The organism is uncultured Sphingomonas sp. (assembly GCF_913778135.1).
Taxonomy (GTDB): domain Bacteria; phylum Pseudomonadota; class Alphaproteobacteria; order Sphingomonadales; family Sphingomonadaceae; genus Sphingomonas.
Genome location: NZ_CAJYVU010000017.1, coordinates 20,516 through 37,973, shown reverse-complemented (window position 1 = coordinate 37,973; position 17,458 = coordinate 20,516). Strand labels below are relative to the sequence as shown.

Below are 17,458 nucleotides of genomic sequence, written 5' to 3'. Positions count from 1 at the left end.
CACTCGCCCGAGCGGACGTTATGGCTTCGCGCGATGACAATGCGCGTGCTCCTGGTCGAAGACGAACCCTTGATCGCGATGATGCTCGAGGATTTCCTCGACGCACTCGACCGCCAGCATGCCGGTACCGCCGACAGCGTCGCGGCGGCGCTGCCGATGGTTGAGGAGGGCGCGCTCGACGCCGCGATCCTCGACGTCAATCTGCGTGGCGGCGAGAAGAGCTTCGCGATCGCCGACGCGCTGGCGGCGAAGAACATTCCATTCGTCTTCGCGAGCGGCGGCGGCGGCGACGACATCGCGCCCGAGTACCGCGATCGGCCGATGCTGCCCAAGCCATACACGATGGAAGGCGTCGAACAGGCTTTGGCAAAGCTCGGCTGACGTGCCGGCGTCGGGGCTTCGACGAACTTTTCTGTCATCGATCCGCTTCTAGGCTTGCCATAGCTTGCGCGGGCGCAGCATAGCGCGCGCCATGACTACCCGCTTCGACAAGAACCGCCTGCCGAGCCGCCATGTCTCGGTCGGACCCGAACGCGCGCCGCACCGCAGCTATTATTACGCGATGGGGCTCACCGAGGAGGAAATCGCGCGGCCGTTCGTGGCTCTCGCTTCAGCGGGTAACGACAGCGCGCCATGCAACACCACGCTCGACGCACAGGCCGATGCCGCACGACGCGGCGTGGAGCAGGGCGGGGGCATGCCGCGACGTTTCAACACCATAACCGTCACCGACGGCATCGCGATGGGCCATCAGGGCATGAAGTCCAGCCTCGTCAGCCGCGAGGTGATCGCCGATTCGGTCGAACTCTCGGTGCGCGGTCATTGCTACGACGCGCTGGTCGGCTTCGCTGGCTGCGACAAGTCGCTGCCCGGCATGATGATGGCAATGCTGCGGCTCAACGTGCCCAGTATTTTCGTCTACGGTGGGTCGATCCTGCCCGGCCGGTTCGAGGATCGCGACGTGACCGTCGTCGACGTGTTTGAGGTCGTTGGCCGCTACGCCGCCGGAACGTGTCCGATCAGCGAGGTGCACGCGCTCGAAAAGGTTGCCTGCCCGGGCCACGGCGCATGCGGCGGGCAGTACACCGCCAACACGATGGCCTGTGTGGGCGAGGCGATCGGATTGTCGTTGCCAAACAGCAACATGGTGCCCGCACCTTACACATCTCGCGAGCAGATCGCGGTCGCGGCCGGTGCGCAGGTAATGGAGCTGCTTGCCGCCAACATCCGACCGCGCGACATCTGCACGCGCGACGCCTTCGTCAACGCCGCGCGCATCGTCGCGGCGACCGGCGGATCGACCAACGGCGCGTTGCACCTGCCCGCAATGGCGCACGAGGCGGGGATCGAGTTCGACCTGTTCGACGTCGCCGAGATCTTCAAAACCACGCCCTATGTCGCCGACCTCAAACCCGGCGGGAAGTATGTCGCCAAGGACATGTACGAGGCCGGCGGCGTCTACATGCTGATGAAGACGCTGCTCGCCGAAGGCTTGCTCCAAGGCGACTGCCTGACGGTAACGGGCCGGACGCTGGCCGAGAACATCGACCAAGTGACGTGGAATCCCGATCAGAAGGTGATCTACGACGCGAAGACGCCAATTACCCCGACCGGCGGCGTTGTGGGCCTGCGCGGCAGCCTCGCGCCCGATGGTGCGATCGTGAAAGTCGCCGGCATGCACCGCTTGCAATTCGAGGGACCGGCGCGCTGCTTCGACTGCGAGGAGGACGCCTTTGCGGCGGTCGAGGCGCGCGCGATCAATGAGGGCGAGGTAGTCATCATCCGCTACGAAGGACCGAAGGGCGGACCGGGCATGCGCGAGATGCTGTCGACCACCGCTGCGCTCTACGGGCTCGGGCTGGGCGAGAAGGTCGCGCTCATCACCGACGGGCGCTTTTCCGGTGGTACCCGCGGCTTCTGCATCGGCCACGTCGGGCCGGAGGCGGCCGATGGCGGGCCGATCGCGTTGGTCGAGGACGGCGACACGATCCGTATCGACGCCGACGCAGGAACGATCGACCTCGACGTTGCCGATGACGTGCTCGAACGTCGGCGCGCTGGCTGGCAGGCGCGGCGCAACGACTATGGCTCGGGCGCATTGTGGCGTTATGCTCAGAACGTCGGTCCTGCCTGCAAGGGCGCTGTCACCCACCCCGGCGCCGCTGCGGAAACGCATGTCTACGCGGATATCTAGCGCTCTGCTGTTCGCCACGGTCGCCGCCGCCTGCTCGCCTGAGCAGACGGCGAACACGCAGGTGCTGGCAAATGTCGAGGCGGCGCAGGACCAGGAAGCGGCCGATGACGGCCTGATCAACTGCGCGGTCGGCGCGGCGGCGACCTTGTCGCGCGTGTGCAGCGTCGAGCGGCAAGACAGCGACCGCGGGCTGCTGCTGACGGTGCGGCACCCGGACGGAGGTTTCCGGCGTCTGTTGGTGACCAAGGACGGGCACGGCGTGGTCGCAGCGGACGGCGCGCAGCCGGCGCAGGTGACGCTCGTCGGCACGAACGAGATCGAGGTCGCGCTCGGCGACGACATCTACCGACTGCCGGTCACGGTGAAGCCGACCGACCTCAAGCGTCAGTGAGGCTGATCGCAGGCGCCGCGGTGCTGACCGCAGCCGAGATGCGCGCGGCGGAGGCGGTAGCGTTCGACCGCGGCGATGACGCCTTCGCGATGATGCAGCGCGCGGGGCACGCGTGCGCCGCGGCGGTCCGCCGTCTCTCCGCGGGCGCGGAGGTGCTGGTGCTGTGTGGGCCGGGCAATAACGGCGGTGACGGCTACGTGATCGCGGCAAGCCTGGCGGCTGCCGGGCAGCCGGTGCGGGTCGCCGCACTGGGTACGCCGACCGGCGACACAGCGGTGCAGGCGGGGACTGGATGGCGTGGTCCGGTCGAGGCGCTCGATGAAGTCTCCGCGGCGCCGGTGCTGGTCGATGCGCTGTTCGGAATCGGTTTGTCGCGTCCGCTCGATGACAAGGTTGTGGCTGCGCTCTCGCGCCTGCGCGAAACGGCAAGGCTGACGATCGCGATCGATTTGCCCAGCGGCGTCGCTAGCGACAGCGGCGCGCGGCTCGGCTGTCCGGCACCGGTCGACATCACGCTGGCGCTCGGCGCGCTCAAGCCCGCACACCTGCTGCAACCCGCTGCGGCGCTATGTGGCACGGTGCGCCTGCTCGACATCGGCGTCGACGAGTCGGCTGAGGCGCGGGTCATCGCACCTCCCACGTTGCCGGCGCCCGGACCGCAGTCGCACAAGTTCAACCGCGGCATGGTCGCGGTCGTGCGCGGGCGGATGGCGGGTGCAGCGGAGCTTTGCGCCACGGCGGCAATGCACGCGGGGGCAGGCTATGTCGCGCTACTCGGCGCGTCGATGCCGGGTGAACCGCACGCCTTGGTCCGGCGCAAGTTCGACGACGAGGCGCTTGCCGACCGTCGCATCGGCGCGCTGGTCGTCGGCCCAGGGTTAGGCCGAGATGACGGGATGCACTCGCTGATCGAACGTGCGCTCGCCAGCGTGCACGCGCTCGTCATCGATGGCGACGCGCTTCATCTCGTCACCTCCGAACAATTGCGCGCACGCGGCGGGCAGATCATCCTGACGCCCCATGCCGGCGAGTTCGACGCCTTGTTCGGCCACGCGCAGGGCAGCAAGCTCGACCGCGTCCGCGCCGCCGCACGCGCGTCAGGCGCGACCGTGGTGTTCAAGGGGGCGGACACGGTGATTGCTGCGCCAGACGGCCGTGCGCGGCTCGCTCCGGCGGCGAACAACTGGCTGTCGACGGCGGGCAGCGGTGACGTGCTCGCAGGCGCGATTGCGGCCTGCCTGGCAGCCGGTCACGACCCGCTCGACGCGGCAGCGGCGGGCGTATGGCTTCACGGCGAGGCGGCAAAGCGCTGCGGTGCGGCCTTCATCGCCGACGATCTCGCGCGCGCGCTGCCGCAGGCACGCGCCGCGCTGGCGTGACGCGCCGGTTAAACCGTTCTAGGGCGCCGGCATGACCACGATTATACGCGTCGCAGCGCGCGGCGAGGGCGTTGCCGAGGATGGCCGCCACGTGCCCTTTGCCGCGCCCGGCGACACGCTCGGCCTCGATGGCGCGATTACGCCCGGCCCGCACCATCAGACCCCGCCGTGCCGCCACTTTCCGACCTGCGGCGGATGCCAGTTGCAGCATCTGGACGACGCCAGCTGGTCCGCGTTCCTGACCGATCGTATCGCCGGCGCACTCGCCGCGCAGGGCCTGTCGACCGAGGTTCGCGCCGCGCAGCTATCCCCGCCGCGCACACGCCGCCGCGCGACGCTCCACTACGACCCCGCCGGTCGCCTCGGCTTCGCGGCCGAGAAGAGCCACCAATTGATCGACCTGCACGAATGCCACGTGCTCGCGCCCGAACTTTTCGCACTGGTGCGCCCGCTCAAGCGCTTGCTGCCGGTGTTCAAGCCCAAGCGCCGGCTCGACCTTCACCTGATCCTCGCTGATCAGGGCGTCGACGTGCTGATCACCGGCGTGACACCGTCGGGACTGGCGCACGCCGATGCGATCGCCGACTTCGCGCAGGCGCACGGCATCGCGCGTATCGCCTTCAACGATGGCCTCGGCCCCGAGACGCACTGGGAACCCGACGCGGTCACGATCACGCTCGGCGGCACGCCCGTCCCGCTGCCCCCCGCCGCGTTCCTGCAGGCGACGCGCGAGGGAGAGGCGGCGCTGGTCGCTGCCGTACGTGAAGCGATCGGCAGCCCGCGGATCACCGCCGATCTGTTCGCCGGGCTCGGCACCTTTGCGCTGTCACTGTCCGGCCGCGTCTACGCCGCCGAAGGCGGGCGCGACGCTATCCTGTCACTCAAGGCCGGCGCCGACCGTGCGCAACGGCTGGTCTTTACCGAGCACCGCGACCTGTATCGCCGCCCGCTCACCACCGCCGAGCTCGATCGCTTCGACGCGGTGGTGCTCGACCCGCCGCGCGCCGGCGCACGCGAGCAGATCGACGCGCTGGCCGCTGCGCGCATTTCGGTGATCGCGTATGTTTCGTGCAATCCCAGTAGTTTCGCGCGTGACGCGAAGATCATGTGCGAGGGTGGATATCGCCTCGACTGGATCGTGCCCGTCGGCCAGTTCCGCTGGTCGACCCATACCGAACTCGCCGCGCGCTTCTCGCGTCAATAATCGGCGGCGACGAAGAACAGCCCATCGGGCGGCGCGTTGAGCCCGAGCTGCGCGCGGTCTGCCGCGACCAGCGCCTCGCGCAACCGCTCGACGCTCCACCGCCCGAGGCCGACGAGGACGAGGCAGCCGACCATCGATCGTACCTGATGATGGAGAAACGATCGTGCCGCCGCCTCCACCATCACGCGGTCACCGACGCGTCGCACGCCGAGTCGCGCGAGCGTCTTGATCGGGCTCGCCGACTGGCAGTGGACCGAGCGAAAGGTGGTGAAGTCGTGTTTGCCGACCAGCACCTGCGCGCCCGCCTGCATCGCCTCGGCGTCGAGCGGCTGCGGCACCTGCCACGCGAGGCCGCGCTCGAACGTCAGCGGCGCACGGCGGTTGACGATGCGATATTCGTAAGCACGCCCCAGGCACGAGAAGCGCGCGTGCCAGTCGTCCGTCACTTCCTCGCACGCCAGCACTGCGACGGGAGCGGGCCTGAGCCGCGCGTTGAGCGCCTCCATCAGGCGAAAGGGCGTGATCGCCTTCGCGACGTCGACGTGCGCGCGCATCGCGAGGCCGTGGACACCCGCGTCGGTCCGCCCGGCGGCGTGAACCGTCGCCGCCTCGCCGGTCACCGAGTGCAACGCATCCTCGATCGCGCCCTGGACGCTGGCGCCGTGCGGCTGGCGCTGCCACCCCATGAACGGCCGCCCGTCGTACTCGACCGTGAGCGCGAAGCGCGTCACGTCAACTCGGTTCCCGATCGAACCGGAAAGCCCCTCAACATCTCCTCCGCGCTCGTCACCCCGCGGCCCGCGCGTTGCACCAGCCTAGGCCGCAGCGCGCCGTCGCCGCAGCCGATCGTCAGCGCCGCGTCGACCGTCACGCCCTCGCCGCCCGGGAAGGTAAAGGGCAGCACGTCGGCGGCGAGCACCTTTACTCGCTCACCAGAAACCTCGAACCACGCTCCGGGCGCCGGGTTCAGCCCACGCACAACGCGTTCGATCTCGCGCGCGCTGCGCGTCCAGTCGATCTTCGCCTCGGCCTTGCTGATCTTCGCAGCGTAGGTCACGCCCTCGTCGGGTTGCGGCATTGGCGGATGCGCGTCGATGTCGGCGAGCACCTCGACCATCAGCCTCGCCCCCATGTCGGCCAGCTCAACCGTCAGCTGGCGCGCGGTCTTTCCGTCGATCTCCGTCCGCCCTTCCAGCCGCACCGGTCCGGTATCGAGCCCGGCCTCCATCTGCATGATGCCGACACCCGTCTCCGCGTCACCCGCCATGATCGCACGCTGGATCGGCGCCGCGCCACGCCAGCGTGGCAGAAGCGAGCCGTGGACGTTCAGGCATCCAAGCCGCGGTGCATCCAACACCGCCTGCGGCAGGATCAGCCCGTAGGCCGCGACGACGCCGACATCGGCGTTCAGGCCGGCGAACGCCGCCTGTTCCTCCGCGCCCTTCAGCGATACCGGCGTGCGCACCGAGATGCCGAGCGCTTCGGCCCGGCGCTGCACCGGCGAGGCGACCAACTCGCGTCCGCGTCGCCCGCCTGGTCGCGGCGGCTGGCTGTAGGCCGCGACGATCTCGTGTCCCGCCTCGACCAGCGCGTCGAGCGTCGGCACCGCAAAGTCGGGAGTTCCCATGAAGACGATCCGCATAAGCGCCGCCTTTTCCACAACGCGCGGGTCGCGTCACCCCACACGCTGGCGCGAACGCCGCCGCGTTGCCATATACCCGCTATGGCATCCCCCGAGATCGAGGCGCTGACGCAGGCGCTCGCCCGTTTGCCCGGCTTCGGTCCCCGATCCGCAAGGCGTGCGGTGCTGCACCTGGTCAAGAAGCGTGAGAATGCGCTTGTCCCCTTGCGCACCGCGCTCGCGGCGGTCGAGGAACGGCTAACGACCTGCTCGACGTGCGGCAATGTCGATACCAGCGATCCCTGTGCGATCTGTGCCGACCCGCGCCGCGATCCACGCTCGCTGTGTGTGGTGGAGGACGTGAGCGACCTGTGGGCGCTTGAGCGATCGCGATTGTTCCCCGGTCGCTTCCACGTGCTGGGCGGGCGGCTTTCCGCGCTCGAGGGCGTGCGCCCCGAAGATCTCGCGATCGAGCCGCTGGTCACGCGTGTCGCGAAAGGTGAGATCGACGAGGTGGTGCTCGCGATGAACGCGACGTTGGAGGGGCAGACGACCGCGCATTACGTCGCCGACCGGCTGGAGCGTTATCCGGTACGATTGACGCAGCTGGCGCACGGCCTGCCAGTGGGCGGTGAGCTCGACTATCTCGACGAGGGTACGCTCGCGCAGGCGCTGCGCGCGCGCCGTCCTGTCGCTTGACGCTGGAATGACAGCGACCTAGCTGCCGCCGTCATGGCCATTCTCCCGATCGTCGAAGTTCCCGACCCCGTCCTGCGCAAGGTGTGCGAACCCGTCGCGCAGGTCACTGACGAGGTGCGCGGCATCGTCGCCGACATGTTCGACACGATGTACGACGCGCGCGGCATCGGCCTGGCGGCGAGCCAGGTCGGCATCCTGCAGCGGATCGTCGTGATCGACCTGCAGGAGCGGCCAGAGGGCGAGGGTGAGCCGGCCGACGACGCTGCGGAGGCCGACGCCGGCGGTACGCGCAACCCGCACGCCTTCATCAACCCCGAGCTGGTGTCGGTCAGTGAAGAAACCTCGACCTACAACGAGGGCTGCCTGTCGATCCCCGAGCAATATGCCGAGGTGACCCGCCCCGCGCGCTGCCACGTTCGCTGGCTCGACACCGACGGTCAGCCGCGCGAGCAGGAGTTCGACGGGCTGATGGCGACCTGCATGCAGCACGAAATCGATCATCTGAACGGCGTGCTCTTCACCGACCATATCTCGCGATTGAAGCGCGGCATGTTGATGAAGAAACTCGAGAAGATGCGCCGCAACGGCTGAGTGCCGCCGCGATCCGGTGGCCGAAGCCGCCGGCACATTCGCGCTTTCCTACGACAAACGTTCGATCTATGTTCCCCCTCGCGCGGCGCGTTCGCGCGCGTACGCCCGCGCGCGCACCTGCGTAGGGCTGTGACCTTTGTGACTTTCCACCGGAGTGCCGCATGGCCGAGACATTGCTGATCGCCCTCGTTGCTCTGGTCGTCGGCGTGGCGCTCGGCTGGTTCCTGTCGCGGCAAGGGACGAGCGGGGCGATGGCGGAGCGCGATCAGGTCCGTGTCGAGCGTGACGCCGCACGCGCCGAGCGCGACGCGCAGGCCGAGCAGTTCCGCCGTGCAATCGCCGATCTGGCGGGCGCGGAGGAGCGCGCACGCGCCGCCGAGCAATTGCGCCACGATCTCGCGCAAGCCCGCGACGAGCGCGAGGCGGCGCGGCTCCACGTGTCGCGGCTGGAGGCGGAAGGGCGCGCCGCCGAGCAGCGGATCGCCGACCTGAAACTCGCCGCCGACGAGATGAGCCTGCGCTTCAAGGAAGTCGCGCAATCAGCGCTGGGGGACGCGCAGAAGCAGTTCCTCGAACGCGCCGAGGCCCGGCTGCGCCAGAGCGAGGAAGCGACGGGGCAGGGGATCAAGGCGCTACTACAGCCAGTCAACGATCGCCTGCTGCGTTACGAGGAAGGAGTCCAGCGGATCGAGGCCGAGCGCCGCGATGCCTTCGGGCAGCTTCACGGTCAGATCGAGGCGATGCGTGCTGGGCAGGAGCGTGTCTCGGGCGAGGCGGCAAAGCTCGTCAACGCCCTGCGCAACGCGCCCAAGGCGCGGGGGCGCTGGGGCGAGCAGCAGTTGCGCAACGTGCTCGAGTCGTGCGGTCTTGCCGAGCACACCGATTTCCAGATGGAGGTCAGCGTCGCGCTCGACGACGGCGCGCGGCTGCGCCCCGACGCGATCGTCCGCATTCCGGGCGGTAAGTCGTTGATCATCGACGCCAAGGTGTCGCTAAATGCCTATCAGGACGCCTTCGGCGCGGTGGATGAGAACGAGCGCCAGTTGGGCCTCGCCGCGCATGCATTGTCGATGCGCAACCACGTCACCTCGCTCGGCAACAAGGCCTATTGGAGCCAGTTCGACGACGCCCCCGACTATGTCATCATGTTCGTGCCCGGCGAGCATTTCCTGGGCGCGGCGCTCGAGCATGATCCGAAGCTTTGGGACGATGCATTCGACCGCAAGGTCTTGCTGGCGACGCCGACCAACCTGATTGCGATCGCGCGTACCGTTTCGGCGGTGTGGCGGCAGGAGAAGCTCGCCGCGCAGGCGCAGGAGATCGCCACGCTGGGCAAGGAGCTGTACAGCCGCCTGGCGGTTATGGGCGGGCACGTCGCCAAGCTGGGCAAGAACCTCGACACTGCGATGGGTGCATACAATTCGTTCGTCGGCAGCCTGGAGAGTCAGGTGCTGACCAGCGCGCGGCGGTTCGAGGCGCTCAACATCGACACCGGCACCAAGTCGATCGAGACGCTACCCGTCGGCGAGCAGGCGGTACGCCCGCTCACAAAGCTCAGCTACGACGCTGCGGCCGAGTAAGCGTCAGCGCCGCATCAGCCCCATCGCCACCGTCACCAGTCGCGCCGCGATCTGCGCGCACAATCGGTGTGGATCGTCGCGATCCGGGACGTATTCGGCGAGGATCAGACCCACGATCGTGCCGCGCGCGGCGAGTCCGTGCAGCAGGTCGAGACAGTCTTCGTAAGTGAGCCCGCCCGGCGTCGGCATCGCCACCGCCGGAAACACCGCCGGATCGATCCCGTCGCAGTCGATTGAGACAATGTACCGCTCACCCGCGGGACGTTCCGCCAGCACCGCCTCGGCGCCGCGGCGGTGCCACTCGCGCGCGGTGACGACCTGGTCACCGAATGCCCGCGCGTCGTCGTGCTGCCACGCCTCGCCGCTGCCCAGCCCGCGAATGCCGACCTGCACCATGCCGGTGACCCACGGCATCTCGGCCGCGCGCCGCATCGGCGAGCCGTAGCCATTATCCTCTTCCTGGATAGTCCCGCCCCAGTCGACGTGCGCGTCGATCTGCACGACGGTGATCGGACCATAACCGTCATAGGCGGCGATCACAGGGATCGGCACCGAATCGTCCCCGCCGAGCACCACCGGTAGCGCGCCCGCCGCCAGCACCTGCTCGACCGCGGCGGCGATACGGTGGCGATTGCCTGCGGCGTCCTGCACCTTGGTCACGACATCGCCTGCGTCGACGCCGATCGCCTCGCGGCGCTCACCCTTCACCAGCAGCGTCGCATCAAGGTCGAAATCGTGCTGGAAGACCTGCCCCGCAAACTGCTGCGATGCTGCGCGGATTGCGCCGGGCGCGTCGGCCGAGTGGCTGCGGCGGGCGGGATCGTACGGCGTCGCTTCCGCCGCACCCAGCACCACGACCGGCGTGTCGGGCAGGTCGTCGAGCGTGGCGGCGGGAAGGCGGAGGAACGTGGGAAAGCCAGTTGTCACGCCGCTGCAAACCGATGGCCGGCCGCTTCGTTGCCGCTGCCTTGCGGTTCAGCGATGACGGGCGAGCACCTCGTAGGCCATCACCGCGGTTGCGACCGCCGCGTTCAGGCTGTCGGCCTTGCCCAACATCGGCAGCTTGACCAGCAGGTCGCACTCGGCCTCGTAAGCTTCGGGCAGTCCCTGCGCCTCGTTGCCGGTCAGCAGGAACGTCGGCGCGGCATAGTCGGCGCTGCGATAATCATGCTCGGTCTGCAGGCTCAATCCGACAAGCTGGCCGGGGCCGCGGCGCAGCCATTCGACGAACGGCGTCCACTCGGTCCGCACGATCGGCACCGTGAACAGCGCCCCCATGCTAGCGCGCACCGCCTCGACCGAGAAAGGATCGACGCACTCGCCGATCAGGATCAGCCCGCCTGCACCGACCGCGTCGCCGGTGCGCAGGATAGTGCCGAGGTTGCCGGGATCACGCAGACGCTCCGCCACCAGCCAGATCGGCGCGGCACTGCAATCGAGGTCGGCAAGCCCGGTCTCGAACGCGGCGAAGACGCCCACGACTGCCTGCGGATTGTCTTTCCCGGATAGTTTGGAGAGGATGTCGGGCGTCGTCTCGATCGCCTCACCCCCGGCGCCTTCGACGGCGTGGATCAGAGCCTCGACGAGCGGGTGGCGAGCCGATGCCGCGGCAAAGAACAGGTAGCGCGGCACGCGACCGGTCTCGCGCGCCTCGGTCAGAATGCGCAGCCCCTCCGCCAAGAAGAGGCCCTGTTCTCGACGGTGACGCTTGTCGCGCAGGTCGCGGACCTGCTTGATCAGAGGATTCGAATAAGCGGTGATCGTGCGTGGCATCGCGTGCGGTCGTCAGGCGGGATCAATCCTCGCCGAACTTGTCCTCCACCAGCGCGCACATCGTTGCGACGACCGCTTCCGCATCGTCGCCGGCAGCGCTGATCGTGATCGTGTCGCCCTTTGCCGCGCCCAGCATCATCAACCCCATGATCGACGTGCCGGTGACGGTGGAGCCGCCACGCGCGACCTCGACCGGGACCGGCTGTGCGGCGGCGAGCGTCACGAACTTGGCGCTGGCACGCGCGTGCAGCCCGCGACGGTTGGTGATCTCCACGGTGCGCGACGCGGTCATGCCGCCGCCTCGCCGAGTACTTCGGATGCGACCGAGATATACTTGCGCCCCGCCTCACGCGCGGCGGCGACCGCGGCGACGACCGACATCGCCTTGCGCGCCGATTCGAGCCGGATCAGCATCGGCAGGTTGATACCTGCAATCACTTCGATACGGCCACGTTCCATCAGCGAGATCGCCAGATTAGACGGTGTACCGCCGAACAGGTCGGTCAGCACGATCACGCCTCGCCCGCCATCGACATCGGCGATCGCGCGCGCGATATCCGCACGGCGCGCTTCCATGTCGTCGTCGGGACCGATCGCGACAGTCGCCACCTGCTTCTGCGGTCCGACGACATGCTCCATCGCAGTGACGAACTCATCGGCCAGACGGCCATGCGTGACGAGCACCAGCCCGATAATCTGCATTGACTTACCGTTCATTGACCCTGCGGTCGCCCCTCAAGCGTGTCCTGCGGTGCTACCGCCAGATCGCGGTGCAGGATGGTGGGCGAAAACCCCGCGTCGCGCAACCGCGCCGCTACTCGCTCCGTCACGTGCACCGATCGATGTTTCCCTCCGGTACACCCGAACGCGACCGTAACATAGGGCTTTCCCTCCGCCCGGTAGCGCGGCAGCAGCAACAGCAGCAGGTCCTCGATCCGGCTCACCGCCTCTTCATACGCCGGGTCGGCGGCGACATAGGCGGCCACCGCCGGATCGCGTCCCGTTCTGGGGCGAAGGCTCGGCTCCCAGTGCGGATTGCGCAGGAAGCGCATGTCGAACATCAGATCGGCCTCGTGCGGGACACCGCGTGAGAAGCCGAACGACTCGATCGTCAGCGTCGTCGCGGCCTCTGCACGACGGCCGAACAGCGTGCGCACCTGTTGTGCCAGCGCATTCGCCTTCAGATCGGTCGTGTCGACCAGCCGGTTGGCCCAGCGGCGCAGCGGCGCGAGCAGACCGCGCTCGGCGATGATCCCGTCGCGTACCGGTCGATCCTCCGCCATCGGGTGGCGGCGTCGCGTCTCGGCGTAGCGACGCGCGAGCTCGTCGCTGGAGCAGTCGAGAAACAGCAGCCCGATGTCCAGATCGGCACGCTCGCGCAGCGCCGTCACCTGCGTGATGAACGCGTCGGGATCGAAGTCGCGCGTGCGGGATCCGAAGCCGAGCGCAAGCGGGCGGTTCTGTCCATCGGCGTCGGGCTGCGTGCCGTGCAGGAAGCGCATCAGCAGCGTCAGCGGCAGATTGTCGACCGTCTCCCAGCCGATGTCTTCCAGCGTCTTCAGCACCGTCGACTTGCCCGCTCCCGACATGCCGACGACCAGCAGCACTTGCATCGTCACGCGTTCGCCTCGGCGATGACCTGCCGGAGTGCCTCTTCGACCTTGATCGGTGCGGAGGGAGGGCAGGGGTCGATCACGACCTCGCGTATGCGAAGCCCCGCGATCATGCGCCAGCGCGCTTCGGGCATACGGTCGATTTCATCGCCGAGGGTTACCACCAATTTGACGGTTGTGGAGGCTGCAAACGCGCGCTCGACGATGCCTAGGCCGCGTATCTCGATCTTGCCGGCGATGGTGGACGGCGGAGCGGCGATCACCGCGTCGCCGGCGCGAACCAGATCAGTGTAGTCGTCGCTGACCAGCAATGCGCCGCGATCGATCAAGCGTAGCGCTAGGTCGGATTTGCCCGCGCCTGAGGGACCGACTAGCATCACGCCGTGCCCGTTGATCGCGATCGTGGTTGCATGGACACACGAGCTAGGCGGCTTGGTGCTCATGCCGGATCCTCGCGCTCGGCGATCGGCAGACGCACCACGAAGCGGGCACCACTCAGGCGATCCTCGCGGCTTTCGACCGCGATGCTGCCCTGATGCGCCTCGACGATCGTGCGCGCGATCGCCAAGCCCAGACCCGAGTGCTTGCCGAACGCCTCCTCGCTCGGCCGGACGGAGTGGAAGCGGCGGAAGATCGCCTCGCGGGCCTCGGCGGGGACGCCTGGCCCCTCGTCTTCCACGCGCACCTCGACGTCGTGATCGATACGCCGGACTGCGATCGAAATAACACCGCCGTCGGGCGAGAAGGACAGCGCGTTGTCGAGCAGATTGTCGAACACGCGTTCCAACCGCGCGCCCTCCGCCATCACCGGCGCCTCAGCGCCGGGCAACAGGTCGAGATGAAGTCGAATGCCGCGCGTCGACCCGCGCTGATTGCGCTGCGCGAGCAGGCCCTCGATCATCGCAATTAGGTCGATCCGCTCGAACTTCGCGCGGCTCAACTGGGCGTCGAGTCGAGATGCTTCGGAGATGTCGGTGATCAGGCGGTCGAGCCGATGCACGTCGTCGGCGACGATCGCGAGAAGGCGCGCCTGCGCGTCGCGGTCGCCGACCCGCGCTAGCACGTCGACCGCGCTGCGGAGCGAGGCGAGGGGGTTCTTCAATTCGTGCGTCACGTCGGCGGCGAACGCCTCGGTCGCGTCGATCCGCGCACGCAGCGCAAGGCTCATGTCCGACAGCGCGCGCGCGAGCATACCAATCTCGTCGCGCCGTTCTGGCAGGCGCGGTACGACAACCTCGCGCGCGCGGCCGAGCCGGACACGTACTGCGGCGCGTGCCAGGCGGCGCAATGGATCAACGATGGTGCGCGCGAGGAATAGGGAGAGGGCGACCGAGATCAACAACGCGGTCAGCACTACCAGGCTCAGACGGTATCGCTCGACGCGAACCCGCTCGGTGATGTCGCGCGCGTTGATCGTCGACAGGATCGTCGATCGGTTTGGAAGCACGGCAGCGGCGGTGATAACCGGGGTACGATCGGGCGCTCGCCACACCGTCGCCGACAGTGCGCGCGTGCTGCGTGCCACATCAGGATCGGGCGGCATCCCATTTCGTGCCGGATCGTAGGTCGGAGATGACGGCGCGCGAACTATGAAGTCAATGCCTGCATCGAGCCACCGTGCGGCGCGCTGGCTCAGCCCGTCAGTACGCGGATTGACCAGCGTGAAGGCGGGACCGCCCAGCCGCTCGCTGTCAAGCAGGACCGCGTCGTCGGGCGCGAGCAGTTGCAACCGTGCCCCCGTGTCGCGCGCCAGTCGCGTCAGCAAGGCGGGCCGCGCCGCCTTCGGCGCGGTGGCGAGCGCTTCGGCCATCAGCCCGGCCTCGCGCCGGACCTGATCGATGCGGCTGTCAAGGATGCGCGTGCGGAACGAGTCGAGGTAGAAGAACCCGCCGCCGAGCAGCAGCAGCGCGAAGACGTTGACCGCGAGGATGCGCGGCGTCAGCGATACCTGATCCGACCACCGAGCGGTGGGATCGCGCGGATCACTCCTCGGAGAAGCGGTAGCCGGCGCCATACAGCGTCTCGATCGAGTCGAAGTCGCGGTCGACCTCGCGGAATTTGCGTCGAACGCGCTTGATGTGCGAGTCGATCGTGCGATCGTCGACGTAGATGTCGTCTTGGTACGCCGCGTCCATCAACTGGTTGCGCGTCTTCACGATGCCGGGGCGCTGCGCCAGCGTTTCCAGAATCAGGAATTCGGTGACGGTCAGTGTGACCGGCGTGCCGTTCCACGACACGCGGTGCCGAGCCGGATCCATGATCAGGCGGCCGCGCTCGATCGGTCCGTTTGCCTCGGTCTGGTCGGCGTCGTGGCCGGCCGACAATTCGGTACGCCGCAGGATCGCACGGATACGTGCGATCAGCAGCCGCTGGCTGAACGGCTTGGCGATGTAATCATCTGCACCGAGCGCGAGACCGAGCGCCTCGTCCAGCTCATCGTCCTTGCTGGTCAGGAAGATGACCGGTGTCGTCTGTTTCTCGCGCAGTCGTCGCAGCAGCTCGAGCCCGTCCATCCGCGGCATCTTGATGTCAAGGATCGCGAGATCGGGCGGGTTCTCGATCAACGCCTTTAACGCCGCCTCGCCGTCGGGATAGAGCCGCGTGAGGAAACCCTCCGCCTGCAGCGCGATCGAGACCGAGGTCAGGATGTTGCGATCGTCGTCGACCAGGGCGATCGTTGCACTCATGATGCGCTCGCTAGTCCAAACGACGGCGAGGCTCAATGCGCTACGATGCGCCGAGCAGGCCGTTGCATAATGGAGACGTGAACCGTGCGTCTGTGCTGGTGACCCCTACGAGAATCGAACTCGTGTTTTCGCCGTGAGAGGGCGACGTCCTAACCGCTAGACGAAGGGGCCGTGCGCGGTGTGAGGCGCGCTGATACGGGCGCCTGTGCCCCTCGTCAAGCATCCTTTTGGACGCGCGTTGGCGAAGAGCGGCACCGCCGTTCTCCGCCAGCGTGGGCGATCAGGCAGCCTTGCGACGCTGCGCCATTTCGGTGTTGAGCATTTCTGCCAAAAGGAAGGCAAGTTCCAAGCTCTGACCTGCATTGAGGCGCGGGTCACAATGCGTGTGGTAGCGGTCGGCGAGGCTCTGCTCGGTCACGTCGATTGCGCCGCCGGTGCATTCGGTGACGTTCTGCCCCGTCATCTCGGCGTGGATGCCGCCGGCATGCGTTCCCTCCGCGCGATGGACGGCGAAGAAGCCGCGCACCTCGGTCAGAATGCGATCGAACGGCCGCGTCTTGTAGCCGTTCGCCGCCTTCACGACGTTGCCGTGCATCGGGTCGCATGACCAGATCACCGGATGGCCCTCGCGCGTTACCGCGCGGACAAGCCGGGGCAGATGCGCCTCGATCTTATCGTGTCCGTAGCGCGTGATGAGCGTCATGCGGCCGGGTACGCGCGCGGGGTTAAGCGTGTCGAGCATGCGCAGCAGCGCGTCGGGCTCGAGGCTCGGTCCGCACTTGATCCCGATCGGATTGCCGATCCCGCGAAGGAACTCGACGTGTGCCGAGCCTTCAAAGCGCGTGCGATCACCGATCCACAGGAAATGCGCCGATGTGTCGTACCAGTCGCCGGTCAGCGAGTCCTGCCGCGTCATCGCCTGCTCGAACGGCAGCAGCAGCGCTTCGTGGCTAGTGTAGAAGGTCGTCTGCGACAGCTGCGGCACGGTGTCGGGGCTGATCCCGCACGCTTCCATGAAGTCGAGCGCTTCGCCGATCCGGTCAGCAGTTTCGGCGTACTTTTTCGCCCACGGGCTGCGGCCCATGAAGTCGTGTGTCCAGCGATGCACCTGGTGCAGGTTGGCGTACCCTCCCTGCGCAAATGCGCGCAACAGGTTTAGGGTCGCGGCAGACTGCGCATAGGCGCGCACCATGCGCTCCGGATCGGGCAATCGCGACTCGGGCGTGAAGGCGATGTCGTTGACGTTGTCGCCGCGGTAACTCGGCAGTTCGACGCCATCGATCACCTCGTTCGGCGCAGAGCGTGGCTTGGCGAACTGGCCCGCCATGCGCCCCAGTTTGACCACTGGCAGCTTGCTGGCGAAGGTCATCACCACCGCCATCTGCAGGATGACGCGGAACGTGTCGCGGATGTTGTTGGGATGGAATTCGGCGAAACTCTCCGCGCAATCGCCACCCTGAAGCAGAAATGCTTTTCCCTCCGCAACACGGGCAAGATCGCCGGTCAGATTGCGCGCCTCGCCCGCGAAGACCAGCGGCGGGAAGTTGGACAAACGGTCTGTCACATCCTGCAAGCGCGCGGTGTCGGGGTATACGGGAAGCTGGCGTGCCTCGTGGTGGGTCCAGCTGTCGGGGGCCCAATTCGCGGCCATGTTCAATTCCATCTTGATGTTCGAGCAACAATCCGTGTGTGCGTTACGCTCTACGCGCAACGAAGGAAACCTTGC

General features: G+C 67.7%; 19 protein-coding genes and 1 tRNA gene. 8 read left to right on the top strand and 12 right to left on the bottom strand.

Translation table 11 applies throughout. The features are described from left to right. The first annotated feature begins 33 nt into the window (after window positions 1-33). From QZ847_RS01715 to QZ847_RS01695, 5 genes are all read left to right on the top strand, one after another. Complete coding sequence (locus tag QZ847_RS01715; RefSeq protein ID WP_093002355.1) at window positions 34-381, top strand: response regulator; 348 nt, start codon at window positions 34-36, stop codon at window positions 379-381. A gap of 91 nt (window positions 382-472) precedes the next feature. Beyond that, the gene (ilvD, locus tag QZ847_RS01710) at window positions 473-2,194 is read left to right on the top strand and encodes a dihydroxy-acid dehydratase (RefSeq protein ID WP_294352508.1); all 1,722 of its coding nucleotides are present in this window, start codon (window positions 473-475) and stop codon (window positions 2,192-2,194) included. Beyond that, window positions 2,175-2,585: a hypothetical protein gene (locus QZ847_RS01705; protein WP_294352506.1), complete on the top strand. Its 411-nt coding sequence runs from the start codon at window positions 2,175-2,177 to the stop codon at window positions 2,583-2,585. The genes ilvD and QZ847_RS01705 overlap by 20 nt, the downstream gene beginning before the upstream one ends. Next, on the top strand, window positions 2,582-3,964 hold the full coding sequence (locus tag QZ847_RS01700; RefSeq protein ID WP_294352504.1) for an NAD(P)H-hydrate dehydratase: 1,383 nt from the start codon (window positions 2,582-2,584) through the stop codon (window positions 3,962-3,964). The genes QZ847_RS01705 and QZ847_RS01700 overlap by 4 nt, the downstream gene beginning before the upstream one ends. Window positions 3,965-3,995: 31 nt before the next feature. Continuing rightward, window positions 3,996-5,168, top strand: a complete 1,173-nt coding sequence (locus QZ847_RS01695; protein ID WP_294352502.1) for a class I SAM-dependent RNA methyltransferase — start codon at window positions 3,996-3,998, stop codon at window positions 5,166-5,168. Here QZ847_RS01695 and truA read toward each other — a convergent pair. Both truA and fmt read right to left on the bottom strand, forming a co-directional pair. After that, window positions 5,162-5,899, bottom strand: a complete 738-nt coding sequence (gene truA, locus QZ847_RS01690) for a tRNA pseudouridine(38-40) synthase TruA (RefSeq protein ID WP_294352500.1) — start codon at window positions 5,897-5,899, stop codon at window positions 5,162-5,164. The two genes, QZ847_RS01695 and truA, sit on opposite strands and share 7 nt — an antisense overlap. After that, window positions 5,896-6,810 (bottom strand): methionyl-tRNA formyltransferase, encoded by a 915-nt coding sequence (fmt, locus tag QZ847_RS01685; protein ID WP_294352498.1) that lies wholly within the window; start codon window positions 6,808-6,810, stop codon window positions 5,896-5,898. Before fmt ends, truA begins: the two co-directional genes overlap by 4 nt. 81 nt (window positions 6,811-6,891) lie before the next feature. On the opposite strand from fmt, the gene recR reads away from it, so the two are divergent. The 3 genes from recR to rmuC all read left to right on the top strand — a co-directional run bounded on the left by recR (window position 6,892) and on the right by rmuC (window position 9,659). After that, complete coding sequence (gene recR, locus QZ847_RS01680) at window positions 6,892-7,488, top strand: recombination mediator RecR (protein WP_294352496.1); 597 nt, start codon at window positions 6,892-6,894, stop codon at window positions 7,486-7,488. Window positions 7,489-7,521: 33 nt separating this feature from the next. Beyond that, window positions 7,522-8,079, top strand: a complete 558-nt coding sequence (gene def, locus QZ847_RS01675) for a peptide deformylase (protein ID WP_294352495.1) — start codon at window positions 7,522-7,524, stop codon at window positions 8,077-8,079. Window positions 8,080-8,240: 161 nt separating this feature from the next. Then, window positions 8,241-9,659: a DNA recombination protein RmuC gene (rmuC, locus tag QZ847_RS01670; protein ID WP_294352493.1), complete on the top strand. Its 1,419-nt coding sequence runs from the start codon at window positions 8,241-8,243 to the stop codon at window positions 9,657-9,659. 3 nt (window positions 9,660-9,662) lie between these two features. Here the strand turns inward: rmuC and QZ847_RS01665 are convergent, their stop codons facing one another. From QZ847_RS01665 to QZ847_RS01620, 10 genes are all read right to left on the bottom strand, one after another. Next, window positions 9,663-10,586, bottom strand: coding sequence for an arginase family protein (locus QZ847_RS01665; RefSeq protein WP_294352491.1), 924 nt, complete (start codon window positions 10,584-10,586; stop codon window positions 9,663-9,665). A gap of 48 nt (window positions 10,587-10,634) precedes the next feature. Further along, a complete protein-coding gene (locus tag QZ847_RS01660) occupies window positions 10,635-11,432 on the bottom strand; it encodes an RNA methyltransferase (protein ID WP_294352489.1) in 798 nt (265 codons plus the stop codon). A gap of 22 nt (window positions 11,433-11,454) precedes the next feature. After that, complete coding sequence (locus QZ847_RS01655; RefSeq protein WP_294189509.1) at window positions 11,455-11,724, bottom strand: HPr family phosphocarrier protein; 270 nt, start codon at window positions 11,722-11,724, stop codon at window positions 11,455-11,457. Then, window positions 11,721-12,128 carry a PTS sugar transporter subunit IIA gene (locus QZ847_RS01650; RefSeq protein ID WP_093003730.1) on the bottom strand — a complete coding sequence of 136 codons (408 nt, stop codon included), beginning with the start codon at window positions 12,126-12,128 and terminating at the stop codon, window positions 11,721-11,723. The genes QZ847_RS01655 and QZ847_RS01650 overlap by 4 nt, the downstream gene beginning before the upstream one ends. 17 nt (window positions 12,129-12,145) lie before the next feature. Further along, a complete protein-coding gene (gene rapZ / locus QZ847_RS01645; protein ID WP_294352541.1) occupies window positions 12,146-13,045 on the bottom strand; it encodes an RNase adapter RapZ in 900 nt (299 codons plus the stop codon). A 2-nt stretch (window positions 13,046-13,047) separates the two neighbouring features. Next, window positions 13,048-13,488, bottom strand: coding sequence for an HPr kinase/phosphorylase (locus QZ847_RS01640; protein ID WP_294352487.1), 441 nt, complete (start codon window positions 13,486-13,488; stop codon window positions 13,048-13,050). Then, the gene (locus QZ847_RS01635) at window positions 13,485-15,059 is read right to left on the bottom strand and encodes an ATP-binding protein (protein ID WP_294352485.1); all 1,575 of its coding nucleotides are present in this window, start codon (window positions 15,057-15,059) and stop codon (window positions 13,485-13,487) included. The genes QZ847_RS01640 and QZ847_RS01635 overlap by 4 nt, the downstream gene beginning before the upstream one ends. Further along, window positions 15,028-15,732, bottom strand: coding sequence for a response regulator transcription factor (locus QZ847_RS01630; protein ID WP_294192332.1), 705 nt, complete (start codon window positions 15,730-15,732; stop codon window positions 15,028-15,030). Before QZ847_RS01630 ends, QZ847_RS01635 begins: the two co-directional genes overlap by 32 nt. Window positions 15,733-15,828: 96 nt before the next feature. Continuing rightward, window positions 15,829-15,903 (bottom strand) — tRNA-Glu (locus QZ847_RS01625). A gap of 109 nt (window positions 15,904-16,012) precedes the next feature. Beyond that, window positions 16,013-17,383 carry a class II 3-deoxy-7-phosphoheptulonate synthase gene (locus tag QZ847_RS01620; RefSeq protein WP_294352483.1) on the bottom strand — a complete coding sequence of 457 codons (1,371 nt, stop codon included), beginning with the start codon at window positions 17,381-17,383 and terminating at the stop codon, window positions 16,013-16,015. Window positions 17,384-17,458 lie beyond the last annotated feature (75 nt).

Coding starts and splice junctions, on each gene's coding strand:
- QZ847_RS01695 (WP_294352502.1), top strand. CDS start 3,996: ATGACCACGATTATACGCGTCGCAGCGCGCGGCGAGGGCGTTGCCGAG.
- def (WP_294352495.1), top strand. CDS start 7,522: ATGGCCATTCTCCCGATCGTCGAAGTTCCCGACCCCGTCCTGCGCAAG.
- QZ847_RS01630 (WP_294192332.1), bottom strand. CDS start 15,732: ATGAGTGCAACGATCGCCCTGGTCGACGACGATCGCAACATCCTGACC.
- QZ847_RS01715 (WP_093002355.1), top strand. CDS start 34: ATGACAATGCGCGTGCTCCTGGTCGAAGACGAACCCTTGATCGCGATG.
- QZ847_RS01660 (WP_294352489.1), bottom strand. CDS start 11,432: ATGCCACGCACGATCACCGCTTATTCGAATCCTCTGATCAAGCAGGTC.
- ilvD (WP_294352508.1), top strand. CDS start 473: ATGACTACCCGCTTCGACAAGAACCGCCTGCCGAGCCGCCATGTCTCG.
- QZ847_RS01640 (WP_294352487.1), bottom strand. CDS start 13,488: ATGAGCACCAAGCCGCCTAGCTCGTGTGTCCATGCAACCACGATCGCG.
- QZ847_RS01635 (WP_294352485.1), bottom strand. CDS start 15,059: ATGGCGCCGGCTACCGCTTCTCCGAGGAGTGATCCGCGCGATCCCACC.
- rapZ (WP_294352541.1), bottom strand. CDS start 13,045: ATGCAAGTGCTGCTGGTCGTCGGCATGTCGGGAGCGGGCAAGTCGACG.
- QZ847_RS01655 (WP_294189509.1), bottom strand. CDS start 11,724: ATGACCGCGTCGCGCACCGTGGAGATCACCAACCGTCGCGGGCTGCAC.
- rmuC (WP_294352493.1), top strand. CDS start 8,241: ATGGCCGAGACATTGCTGATCGCCCTCGTTGCTCTGGTCGTCGGCGTG.
- fmt (WP_294352498.1), bottom strand. CDS start 6,810: ATGCGGATCGTCTTCATGGGAACTCCCGACTTTGCGGTGCCGACGCTC.
- QZ847_RS01705 (WP_294352506.1), top strand. CDS start 2,175: ATGTCTACGCGGATATCTAGCGCTCTGCTGTTCGCCACGGTCGCCGCC.
- QZ847_RS01620 (WP_294352483.1), bottom strand. CDS start 17,383: ATGGCCGCGAATTGGGCCCCCGACAGCTGGACCCACCACGAGGCACGC.
- recR (WP_294352496.1), top strand. CDS start 6,892: ATGGCATCCCCCGAGATCGAGGCGCTGACGCAGGCGCTCGCCCGTTTG.